Raw genomic sequence first — 12,731 nt, forward strand, 5'->3', positions numbered from 1 at the left:
TATATGCATAAAATTTGTATTTTTTTGCTAGTCATATTTTGTGGTTTTGTATCGCAAGCTCAGGTAACACCGGCCGCTCAGGATACAATTAAAACTGGTTTCTCTACAGGGAAAGTTCAGTTAAAAGATCCTCAAAGTGTTCTTTCTGCGTATACTTATGATCCAGTTACTGACAGGTATATTTACACGAATTCTGTAGATGGATTTTCCATTAATTATCCTATTATATTAACTCCAAAAGAGTATGAAAATTTGGTTTTGAAAGAATCTATGCGAGATTATTTCAAGAAAAAAGTAGATGCTATTGATGGAAAAAAAGAAGGCAGTGAAGCCGCCAAAAAAGATTTATTGCCAAGATATTATGTGAAATCAGGGCTCTTTGAATCTATTTTTGGAAGTAATACAATTGACGTAAAACCTACCGGATCAATAGAAATGGATTTGGGAATGCGTTATACTAAACAAGATAATCCATCATTTTCACCAAGAAACAGATCGAATCTTTCTTTTGACTTTAATCAAAGGATAAGTATGAGTTTGATGGGGAAAGTGGGAACGCGACTCAATGTAAATGCTAATTATGATACACAGTCAACTTTTGCTTTTCAAAACTTAATTAAGTTAGAATATGCTCCTTCGGAAGATGATATTATTCAAAAAATTGAAGTCGGAAATGTAAGTTTGCCTTTGAATAGTTCTTTAATTAGAGGAGCTCAAAGTTTATTTGGTGTAAAAACACAATTAAAATTTGGTAAAACAACCGTTACAGGTATATTTTCAGAACAAAAATCCCAAACAAAAAGTATTGTTGCTCAAGGTGGAGGAACGATTCAGGACTTTGATATGTATGCGTTGGATTATGATAATGACCGACACTTTTTCTTATCCCAATATTTTAGAAACAAATACGATTCATCCTTAAAAAATTATCCTTTTATTGACAGTAGAGTTCAAATTTCAAGATTGGAGGTTTGGGTTACCAATAAGCAAAATAGGGTAAATACCACCAGTAATAATCTGCGAAATATTATTGCGCTTCAGGATTTAGGGGAAGGGGAGTTAACGGATTTAAATGGTAATCCAATAAGCGGCAAACAAAATGAGGTAGTAGTATTAAACCCTATTCCTCTAAACTTTTTTATTGACCAGCCAGATCAATTAAAAAAACCATATCCATCGGATAATAAAAATAATAAATATGATCCCGCATTAATAGACAACGGAGGTTTTTTAAATAACAACATTAGGGAAATTGTAACAGCAGGGTCTGGTTTTACAGGAGTGGATGTTAATGAAGGTGCGGATTATTCTAAATTAGAAAACGCTAGAAAACTAAATCCTAATGAATATACCTTTAATGCTCAATTAGGTTATATTTCATTGCAACAGCGATTAGCTAATGATGAGGTTTTAGCCGTTGCATATCAATATACAATTGGTGATAAAGTGTATCAAGTGGGTGAATTTGGTAATGATGGTGTAGATGCAACTGTAGTAACGGGTAATAGTAATACATCAAATCAAGCAATCATAACACAAAGTTTGATATTGAAAATGCTAAAAAGTAATTTGACCAATGTCAAAAACCCTGTTTGGAACTTGATGATGAAAAATATTTATCAGATTCAAGGAGCTTATCAAGTGAAACAGGAAGACTTTAGGTTTAATATACTTTATACCGATCCATCTCCTTTAAATTATATTAATATTGTTTCACCGTTACCATCACCGGATTTAGTAACAAGTACACCTTTGCTTAAAGTTTTTAATTTAGATAAACTCAATTACAACAATGACCCACAAGCAGGCGGAGATGGTTTTTTTGATTTTATGCAAGGCTTGACAATCGATGCTCAAAATGGTAGAATTATCTTCACAACCAAAGAGCCTTTTGGAGAACTGCTTTTTTCTAAATTATCAAATGGAGGAGAAAGTTATGATGATGCAAATACATATAACGCTAATCAAAAGAAATACGTGTTTAGAAACATGTATCGAAACACACAGTCAGGGGCTTTACAAGATAGCGATAAGAATAAATTTTTATTAAGAGGTAAATATAAATCTACTGGTGGCGATGGAATCCCAATTGGTGCTTTCAATGTTCCAAGAGGTTCAGTTGTTGTTACTGCTGGAGGTAGGGTTTTGGTTGAAGGAATTGATTATAGCGTGAATTATCAATTGGGAAGAGTCCAGATTTTAGATCCTTCGCTTCAAGCCTCTAATACTCCTATTAATGTTTCTTTAGAAAACAATTCTGTTTTTGGTCAGCAAACCAGAAGGTTTATGGGTGTAAATGTAGAGCATAAAATTTCTGATAATTTTTTGGTAGGAGCGACTTTTTTAAAAATGACAGAGAAACCATTTACTCAAAAATCTAGTTTTGGTCAGGAATCTGTTAATAATACCATTTTTGGATTTAATACCAATTTCTCAACGGAAGTTCCATTCTTTACCCGATTAGTAAATAAATTACCTAATATCGATACTGATGTTCCATCCAATCTTTCTATACGAGGTGAAATTGCTTTTTTGAAACCGGATTCCCCAAAAGCAGATCAATTTCAAGGGGAGTCAACTATATATGTTGATGATTTTGAAGGTTCTCAATCAACTATTGATATGCGTTCTCCGTATGCTTGGAGCTTGTCATCGACTCCAGAGAAAAACACTAGAAGCACCTATGATTTCAATGCTAGTGCTAATGATTTGAGTTATGGTTTTAAAAGAGCAAAGTTAGCATGGTACTCAATAGATCCTGTTTTTTATACTCAAAAACCGTCTGGAATTACAAATGAAGAATTATCTTTCAATACAACCAGAAGAATTTTTAGTGAGGAGTTGTATCCTTTGACAGATATTGCACAAGGACAATCTCAGGTTGTCAATACACTGGATTTAAGTTATTATCCTTCTGAAAGAGGGCCGTATAATAATAGTTCAAATGTGTCTACAAATCCAACTTCTAATTTTGGTGGGATTATGAGATCATTGAATTCTACTAATTTCGAACAAGGAAATGTAGAATACATTCAATTTTGGATATTAGATCCTTATGTGGGAAGTGGTGAAATACCTCAATCCAATACCGGTAAAATCTATTTCAATTTAGGAGAAGTCTCAGAGGATGTTTTGAAAGATGGTAAAAAGCAATATGAAAATGGACTTGGACCAGATCAAATTATTTCAAAACCAAATCCAGGAACAGCCAATTGGGGAGATGTTCCCGCATCGCAATCTTTAATTTATGCATTTGACACCAATGTTAATAATAGAACGAATCAGGACGTTGGGTTAGATGGTTTGGCTAATGCCAAAGAAGGTGCGATTTACAATAATTTTGCATCAGAACCAGATCCTGCAGCTGATGATTACACCTATTATTTGAATGCTTCTGGAAATGTTTTAGACCGATATAAAAAGTATAATGGTGTAGACGGTAACTCAGCTGTTGATATTAATGATCCTAATAGAGGTTCTACCACGTTTCCAGATGTAGAAGATATCAATAGAGACAACACCATGAATACCATCAATGCCTATTATGAATATAGTATTGATGTTAAGCCTAATATGAGTGTCGGACAAAATTACATTACTGATATCAGAAATACTCAAGTTACATTGCCAAATGGAGGTACAACAGATGCCAGATGGATTCAGTTTAAAATACCAGTTTCACAACCTGAAAATACAATTGGAAATATTTCTGATTTTAGATCAATTCGTTTCATGAGAATGTTCATGACGGGTTTTAATGATTTGGTAACGGTCCGTTTTGGAGCATTGGATTTAGTGAGAGGGGAATGGAGACGCTATACGAATACACTCGATTTTAATGATACAAATGTTGCTGATGATAAAACTAATTTGGATGTGTTAGCTGTAAATGTTCAAGAAAATAACGAAAGATGCCCGGTGAATTATATTACTCCACCCGGTGTAGTAAGAGAACAATTGTATAATAATAATACGGTTATTAATCAAAATGAACAATCGTTATCTTTAAGGGTTTCTGGGAATGGACTGGAACCGGAAGATTCAAGAGCAGTTTTTAAAAATGTGAGTATTGACATGCGTCAGTTTAAAAAATTGAAAATGTTTTTACACGCTGAATCTTTACCAAATGAAATTGCGCTTCGAGACAATCAAATGGTAGGTTTTATTCGTTTTGGAAATGACTTTACACAGAATTTTTACCAAATAGAAATTCCTTTAAAAGTTACTGTTCCGTCCTCATCATCAACTTCGGATTGTTCTGCATTAAGCGCCGAAGCTGTTTGGCCTGAAGATAATGAAATTGATTTGTCATTGGCATTATTGACACAATTGAAAATTCAGGCAATGAGTATAGACAAAAGTACGCTTCCGCTGGATGGAATCTATTATCAATATGAAGATGATCTTGACCCTTCGTTAGTAAACAAAAGTAACAAGTTGAGATTGGGTATAAAAGGAAATCCTAATTTTGGCCAGGCTAGAACTTTAATGGTGGGTGTGAAAAGTAATGAAACGCACCAAGACATTAAAGGAGAAGTTTGGTTCAATGAGCTGCGTTTAGCTGATATGGATAATAAAGGTGGTATGGCAGCTGTATTGAATGTAGATTCAAATTTTGCTGATTTTGCTACAGTTTCTGCAACAGGTAAAAAAAGCACGATTGGTTTTGGAGCATTAGAACAAGGTCCAAATGAGAGAAGTCGAGAGGATACGAAACAATATAATATTGTTACTAATGTTAATTTAGGGAAATTATTACCTCCAAAATGGGGTGTTAATTTACCGTTCAATTACGCCATTGGCGAAGAAATGATTACTCCAGAATATGATCCTTTTAATCAAGACATTAAATTAAAACAGTTATTAAATAACACTGCAGATAAAGCCGAAAGAGATAATATTCAAAGTCGCGCAACTGATTATACGAAACGTCAAAGTATCAATTTTATAGGGGTTAGAAAAGAAAGAGGAGCAGAGCAGAAACAACACGTTTATGATGTTGAAAATTTCACTTTTTCTCAATCTTTTAATCAAGTGGAGCGACATGATTTTGAAATAGAAGATTATGTAGATCAGCATGCCAATTCATCAGTTGATTATGCATATACTTTTCAGTCAAAGCCAGTAGAACCGTTCAAGAAAACTGCTTTCATGAAAAAAAGTAATTATTGGAAATTATTAAGTGATTTTAATTTTAATTATCTTCCTTCTAATATCTCTTTTAATACCAATATTATTAGACAATTCAATCGCCAACAATTTAGACAAGTTGATGTAGAAGGTTTAGGTCTAGATCCATTATACAGAAGAAATTTTGCATTCAATTATCAATATGGATTTAATTTTAATTTGACAAAATCATTAAAATTGAATTATACGGCTTCTTCTAGCAATATTGTGAAAAGCTATCTAAATAAGAATAATGAGCCTATTGATAGTTTTACAATATGGGATAGTTATTGGGATATTGGAGATCCTAATCAGCACATGCAACAATTGGTTTTAAATTACGAGATACCAATTAATAAAATCCCATTATTTAGTTTTGTAAAAGCTAATTATTCTTACACCGGTGATTATAGTTGGCAACGTTCTTCTAATGCTTTGTCACAAATAGAGATTGATGGCAACAGTTATAACTTAGGAAATACAGTTCAAAATGCAAGTTCCAGTAATTTGAATGCAACATTCAATATGGATGCATTGTACAAGTATTTAGGAGTAACAAAAAACAGTAATAAACCAGTGGCTAAGCCTAAGGCAATTGCTCCAAAGCCCGGTGAAAAAATTGTAAATACAAATACACAACAGATTGTAAAAAACAATGAATTTGTTGACGGTTTAATTGGGGTTTTGACGAGTGTTAAAAACATTCAAATGAATTATACGGAGAATAGCGGTACGATATTGCCAGGATATACGCCAAGTGTTGGATTCTTGGGTTCTTCAAGACCATCGTTAGGATTTATTTTTGGAAGTCAAGACGACGTGCGTTATGAGGCGGCTAAAAATGGCTGGCTTACCAACTATCCTAATTTTAATCAAAATTATTCTCAAGTAACCAACAAGTTATTTAAAGCTACTGCAAATGTTGATTTGTTTCCAGATTTAAAAATCGATTTGTCATTGGATAGATCTTATTCCAAGAACTTTTCAGAGCAATATGATATAACTGATGGACAATATAATGCACGATCTCCATATAGTTATGGTCTTTTCTCTATTTCTACAGTTCTGATAAAAACATCTTTCTCAACAAGTGATGAAAATTCATCTGCGGCTTTTGATGATTTTAGAAGTAATAGACTTACCGTTGCAAATCGATTAGCAATGCAACGTGGTATAGATATTAGTAATCCAGTTAATCTTGATGCAGAAGGATATCCTTTAGGGTATGGTAAAAATAATCAAGCGGTTTTGCTGCCTGCTTTCTTAGCTGCGTATTCTGGATCTAATGCTTCGGGAGTTTCACTGGGGATTTTCAGAAGTTTTCCAATACCAAATTGGGCTGTTAAGTACAATGGTTTGATGCGTTATAATTTTTTCAAAAAGAACTTCAAACGCTTTTCGATGCAACACAGTTATAGAGCTTCTTACACAATTAGTGCCTTTAGATCTAATTTCGAATATGATAAAACACCCAACGGTGTAGATGCAAGCGGTAATTTTTTCAATAGCACAATCATGTCAAATGTCAATTTAGTAGAGCAATTCAGTCCGCTTATTAGAATGGATTTTGAGTTAAAAAGCTCTTTAAAAGTACTTACCGAAATAAAGAAAGATAGAGCATTATCCATGAGTTTTGATAATAACCTATTGACAGAAGTAAAAGGAATAGAGTATGTTGTAGGACTTGGTTATCGATTTAAAGATGTTATTTTCTCTTCCAGATTGGCAGATAATCCAACAGGAATTATAAAAAGTGATATTAACTTGAAAGGAGATCTTTCCTATCGAAATAATCAAACAATTGTTCGATATTTAGACTATAATAACAATCAATTAGCCGGAGGACAAAATATATGGTCTCTAAAAATAACTGCGGATTATGCTTTCAGTAAAAATTTGACCGCAATTTTCTATTATGATCATTCATTTTCGAAAGCAGTAATATCAACTTCTTTCCCATTGACAAATATTCGATCAGGATTTACGATGCGCTATAATTTTGGGAATTAATTTTTTTAAAATCTAAACAAGATTTGAATTGAGATTGTTACATTTGTCACATAAAATTCAATTATCAATTAATAATTATCAATTAGTATTTATATGAACATACCAGCAAATTTAAAGTACACTAAAGATCACGAATGGGTTAGTATTGAAGGCGATATCGCAACAGTAGGAATTACTGATTTTGCACAAAAAGAATTAGGGGATATCGTATATGTTGAGGTGGAAACTTTAGACCAGACTTTAGAAAAAGATGAAGTTTTTGGAACTGTTGAAGCGGTTAAAACGGTTTCTGATTTGTTTCTTCCATTATCAGGTGAAATTGTCGAGTTTAATGACGCTTTGGAAAACACACCGGAAAGTGTGAATTCGGATCCTTATGGAGCTGGATGGATGATAAAAATAAAAATTGCAAACGAAGCTGAAATTGATTCATTGCTTTCAAGCGAATCTTACAAAGAACTTATTGGTGCCTAAACAATTCTGTTTTTGGGCAGCTTTAACTTGGACAGGGCTAATCGTCTTTTTTTGTTTAATTAAATCAAGCGATATTCCTACTGTTCAAATTACGAATCTAGATAAAGTTGTTCATTCCTTTTTTCATTTGGTCTTTACATCGCTTTGGTTTTTCTTTTTTAAGAAGCAAATAAATAGTTCAGCTATTTTTAAGCCTTTGACAGTATCATTTATGCTTTCCATTTTTTTTGGAATAGCAATAGAAATAGCACAAACGCTATTTACCACAACTAGAAAAGGTGATTTGTTTGATGTTTTAGCAAATTTATCTGGAGCAACTCTTGCTGTTTGTATAATTTTGTTTTTTAACAAGTACACTAACTTAAATAAAGTTTGATACGAATTACAATCCCACTTCGGTGGGATTTTTTTATATTACAAATGTTTTTTATTTTTTAATGAGTAAGAAATTATAAAATAAGATTACTTCCTTACGAAGTAGTTGTTAATATTAAATAAATGTGAATTTAAAATGTATTTTTGCTAATAGGATAGTAAAAGGTGTCATCAAGCTATAAGAAAAATGAATATTAAACAATATTTAGATTCTACTTATTTAAAAACAGCAACACAGGCAGGACTTAGTGAAGCTGATAATGTCGTTATTGTCAAAAAAAATATTCAGGAAGCCATTAATGAGCATTTTAAGCTTATTATGATTCGTCCAAATATGGTTTCTATCGCCCAAGAAATGATTATTGATGCCGATTCAAATTTACAAATAGGTACGGTGATTGATTTTCCAGAAGGAAAATCGAGTGTGGAGGATAAACTTTCTGAAGCGATTCAGGCGATTGAAGATGGAGCAGATGATTTAGATTTCGTTTGTAATTACGAAGCTTTTAAAAAAGGGAGTATTGATTTGGTTAAAGATGAAGTCCTAAAATGCACGTTATTAGGACTGGAAAATAATAAGGTTGTAAAATGGATTATAGAAGTGGCTGCACTAAACGATAAACAGATTATACAATTGTCTGCTTTGATAAAAAATGTAGTTATTTCAAATTTTAAAGAGGAATTGTACCAATCGGTTTTTGTAAAATCATCAACAGGATTTTATAAAACGGAAGGTAATTTGCCAAATGGAGCCACAATTCCATCCATTATTATGATGTTGGAAAATGCTTCGCCACTTCCAGTAAAAGCAGCTGGCGGTGTAAGAACTTATAAGGAGGCTGTTGAAATGATACGGCTGGGTGTAAAACGAATAGGAACGTCTGGGGCAAAAGCAATTGCTAATGGGCAAGATTCACAAATTGATTACTAAATTCACAAAGAAAACCAATATGAAAAAGGGGTTGTTAACGTTACTTTTATCATTTTATTCATTTTTTATTTATTCGCAAGACATAAATAATAATGCAACTCAATCGGGACTTTCGCCTGAACGATTTCCTGTTTTTTTGAATTGTGAAAACTTGCAATCTAAGGAATTGGAAAAATGTTTTTACTATCAAGTGCAAAATTTTGTATTTCAAAATTTTCAAGTTTCTGAAAATCTTAAAAAAAATAATTTTAAAGGTAACGTAGAAGTGCTTTTTGAAGTTGATGCTAATGGTGTTTTTAAAGTAATTTATGTAAATGCTACCGATGAGGATTTGATAAAAGAAACTAAGCGAGTTTTGGGGTTATTCCCAAAGATTAAACCATCAACTTATAATGGAAAACCAACGTATTCGAGATACACAATTACAATTGCGATTCCATTAAAAAGCCCAGAGCAGTTAGCTTCAGAAGTGCTCGCTCGTGCAGAAATTTTGCCAAATGAAACTAAACAACTTACCGAATTAGATAGTATTGTTTATAAAAAATTCAATACTCCTCAGTTCGAAAGTCATTTGAATATTCCTTTTTCTCATAGTTATTATTCTCAGTTTGACGCTTCTTTAAATCAAGTTGGTAGCAATAATCACACTGCATCTAAACCGTATACTTATGTGGAGGTATCAAAATATTATGATTTTAAAGCAGTAAATGATAAGCTAAAGAAAAATGTTTCCGGTTGGTGGGCCAAAAAATTATGGAATGAAAGTATGGTTGAAATTCAAGGAGACGGCTACTGGTTTACTTTGAATCCTATTTTAGATTTACAAGTTGGTAAGGCGTCTCAAACTAAAGCGAATTATACTTATGTAAATACTCGTGGAATCAATTTCCGAGGAGGATTAGGGAAGCAAATTAATTTCACTGCTACGGTTTTTGAAAGTCAAGGGCGTTTTGCGGATTACTACAATCGTTATGCAGAATCTATAAAACCAGCAGGTGGGAATCCTGCAATTATTCCAGGTATGGGAATTGCTAAAGATTTTAAAACAGATGCGTATGATTTTCCTTTGGCGGAAGCCAATATAACTTTTGCGCCTAGTAAATATTTTGACTTGCAATTGGGTTATGGAAGGAACTTTATAGGAGATGGATATCGTTCTTTGTTAGAAAGTGACGGTGCGAGCCCGTATCCGTATTTCAAAATAAATACTAATTTTTGGAAAATAAAATACACCAATACCTATATGTGGCTTAAAGATGTTCGTCCAGAGGTTACCCTCGAAAAAACGTACGCTACTAAATTTATGGCAAATCATTATTTGAGTTGGAATGTGTCGAATAAATTGAATCTTGGTTTCTTTGAATCAGTAATTTGGACTGATACAAATAACAGGGGGTTTGATGTGAATTTTGTAAATCCAATTATATTTTATCGTTCGGTTGAATTTGCTTCTTCGGCCAGAAGTGGAAATGCGCTTTTAGGGTTGACTTATAAGTACAAATTGAATAATCAAATCAATACATACGGACAGTTTCTTCTTGATGAATTTTCTCTTGGAGATGTTAAAAAAGGGGACAATAGCTGGAAAAATAAATTTGGGTATCAATTAGGTGTTAAATATTATAATGCTTTTCACGTTGATAATTTGGTATTGCAGTTAGAGTACAATCATGTGCGCCCTTATGTGTATTCCCATAGTAATCCGATCACAAATTATGGACATAACAATCAAAGTATAGGGCATCAATGGGGCGGGAATTTTAAAGAATTTTTAGTTATCGCCCGTTATCATAAAGACAGGTATTTTGCTGATGCAAAAATAACTATGGGTACTCGAGGATTGGATTTTGATACAGCCGAAGATGGTTATAATTACGGAGGAAATATCTATAAAGATTATGACGAAAACAGAGCTTTAGATAGCGGTGTAAAAGTAGGACAAGGGAATAAAACGGCTGTTTTTATAACAGATGTTCAAGCTGGATATCTGATAAATCCAGCAACCAATCTGAAACTTTTTGGAAGCTATATTTATAGAAGTTTTGATCCAACAAAGAATACGGCAACGACTTTTAATGAAAGTACTAATTGGTTTACTTTAGGGATACGTTCGGATGTTTTTAATTGGTATTTTGATTATTAGCTTTAATAATATTTCTAAAAAAGCTTTTTTATGAATTGTTTTTTGTCAAATCCCTTTTGATAAACTACTTTTGCAAAAGTTTTTACATAGCAAATAAACATTAGTATTGAACGCAACACAAAATACCCTTTCATTAAAGTCTATCTATATTGATTTCCGCGAGATAACTAAAGCACGTCTCGCTGTTAGCGTAGTGTTTTCGTCTATTGCAGGATTTATGCTTGGGATTACTGATATCCATTCTTTCAGTTGGATGGTATTGTTAAAACTTGCCATTGGCGGATATTGTATGGTAGGAGCTTCTAATGCTTTTAATCAGGTTATTGAAAAAGATTTAGATGCGTTGATGGATCGGACAAAAAATCGACCTGTTCCGGCAGGTAGAATGTCTTCTAATACGGCTTTGATTATTGCAAGTCTTCTTACTATTATTGGAATTGTACTGTTGTATACAATCAATTCTAAAACTGCCATGTTTGGTGCAATTTCTATATTTCTTTATACGAGTGTTTATACGCCTTTGAAAACTATGACATCATTGTCAGTTTTTGTAGGAGCGTTTCCTGGGGCAATTCCATTTATGTTGGGATGGGTTGCTGCAACTGGAGAATTTGGTATAGAAGCAGGGACTTTGTTTTTAATTCAATTTTTCTGGCAATTTCCTCATTTCTGGGCTATTGGATGGTTTTTATATGAAGATTATGAAAAAGCAGGGTTTTTTATGCTTCCTACAGGAAAAAAAGATAAATCAACGGCTTTACAGATTATTTTGTACACGGTTTGGCTTATTATAGCTTCGCTTTTGCCAGTTTTGGGTTACACAGGGCAGTTGTTTATTACGCCTATAGCTGCTATTATCGTATTTTTACTTGGACTTTGGATGCTTTATTATGGAGTGCAATTATACAAATTAAGAACAGCAAAAGCAGCGAGAACATTGATGCTGGTAAGCGTTTCTTATATTACATTGTTACAATTAGTTTATATATTTGATAAATTTTTAAGATAGTTATGGAGATTACAATGACAACAGATGAACATAAATCGAGAACAGCGCGATCATATAAATTGATATTGTTGTTTGCTATGGTTAGTATGACTATGATGTTTGCAGGACTTACAAGTGCTTTTGTGGTAAGTAAATCTAGAGCCGACTGGTTGAAAGATTTTCAATTGCCTACGGCATTTTATTTTAGTACGGTTGCAATCATCGGATGCAGTATTACTTTTCATTTGGCAAAAAAAGCGATTCAAAAAGACAAACAAAGTGCAACTACTGCATTTCTTTTGTCTACTTTAGCATTGGGAATATTATTTGTTATTTTACAGTTTGTAGGTTTTGGTCAGATCGTTGCTAATGGGTATTATTTTACCGGAAGTGAAAGTTCTATAACGACTACTTTTCTGTATATTGTAACGGTTGTGCACCTAATTCACCTTGCTGGTGGGTTAATTTCACTTCTAATTATAATTTATAATCATTTTAAACAAAAATACAATTCAACTCAAACTCTTGGAATTGAACTAGGTGCGATGTACTGGCACTTTCTTGATTTCTTATGGGTTTATTTATTTTTATTTTTATATTTCTTTAAATAATAAAAAAACGTAAATTTGGGAACTTTTTAA

The 12,731-nt window shown here is 32.8% G+C and carries 7 protein-coding genes; all 7 read left to right on the forward strand.

From position 1 onward, the window contains the following. Positions 1–3 precede the first annotated feature (3 nt). The 7 genes from sprA to OA85_RS06965 all read left to right on the forward strand — a co-directional run bounded on the left by sprA (position 4) and on the right by OA85_RS06965 (position 12,701). Positions 4–7,179 (forward strand): cell surface protein SprA, encoded by a 7,176-nt coding sequence (gene sprA, locus OA85_RS06935; protein WP_039108786.1) that lies wholly within the window; start codon positions 4–6, stop codon positions 7,177–7,179. A gap of 93 nt (positions 7,180–7,272) precedes the next feature. Beyond that, complete coding sequence (gcvH, locus tag OA85_RS06940; RefSeq protein ID WP_039108788.1) at positions 7,273–7,653, forward strand: glycine cleavage system protein GcvH; 381 nt, start codon at positions 7,273–7,275, stop codon at positions 7,651–7,653. Beyond that, on the forward strand, positions 7,646–8,029 hold the full coding sequence (locus OA85_RS17175) for a VanZ family protein (protein ID WP_082014146.1): 384 nt from the start codon (positions 7,646–7,648) through the stop codon (positions 8,027–8,029). Before gcvH ends, OA85_RS17175 begins: the two co-directional genes overlap by 8 nt. 186 nt (positions 8,030–8,215) lie before the next feature. Beyond that, positions 8,216–8,959, forward strand: coding sequence for a deoxyribose-phosphate aldolase (gene deoC, locus OA85_RS06950; RefSeq protein WP_039108791.1), 744 nt, complete (start codon positions 8,216–8,218; stop codon positions 8,957–8,959). A gap of 19 nt (positions 8,960–8,978) precedes the next feature. Continuing rightward, entirely contained in the window at positions 8,979–11,102 is a 2,124-nt protein-coding gene (locus OA85_RS06955; protein WP_039109429.1) for a hypothetical protein, read from the forward strand. A 106-nt stretch (positions 11,103–11,208) separates the two neighbouring features. After that, positions 11,209–12,111, forward strand: coding sequence for a heme o synthase (cyoE, locus tag OA85_RS06960; RefSeq protein WP_039108793.1), 903 nt, complete (start codon positions 11,209–11,211; stop codon positions 12,109–12,111). Between the two features lie 2 nt (positions 12,112–12,113). Beyond that, positions 12,114–12,701, forward strand: coding sequence for a cytochrome c oxidase subunit 3 (locus tag OA85_RS06965; protein WP_039108795.1), 588 nt, complete (start codon positions 12,114–12,116; stop codon positions 12,699–12,701). Positions 12,702–12,731: the final 30 nt, after the last annotated feature.

It is taken from the genome of Flavobacterium sp. AED (assembly GCF_000812945.1).
GTDB lineage: Bacteria > Bacteroidota > Bacteroidia > Flavobacteriales > Flavobacteriaceae > Flavobacterium.

Coding starts and splice junctions, on each gene's coding strand:
- sprA (WP_039108786.1), top strand. CDS start 4: ATGCATAAAATTTGTATTTTTTTGCTAGTCATATTTTGTGGTTTTGTA.
- gcvH (WP_039108788.1), top strand. CDS start 7,273: ATGAACATACCAGCAAATTTAAAGTACACTAAAGATCACGAATGGGTT.
- deoC (WP_039108791.1), top strand. CDS start 8,216: ATGAATATTAAACAATATTTAGATTCTACTTATTTAAAAACAGCAACA.
- OA85_RS06955 (WP_039109429.1), top strand. CDS start 8,979: ATGAAAAAGGGGTTGTTAACGTTACTTTTATCATTTTATTCATTTTTT.
- OA85_RS06965 (WP_039108795.1), top strand. CDS start 12,114: ATGGAGATTACAATGACAACAGATGAACATAAATCGAGAACAGCGCGA.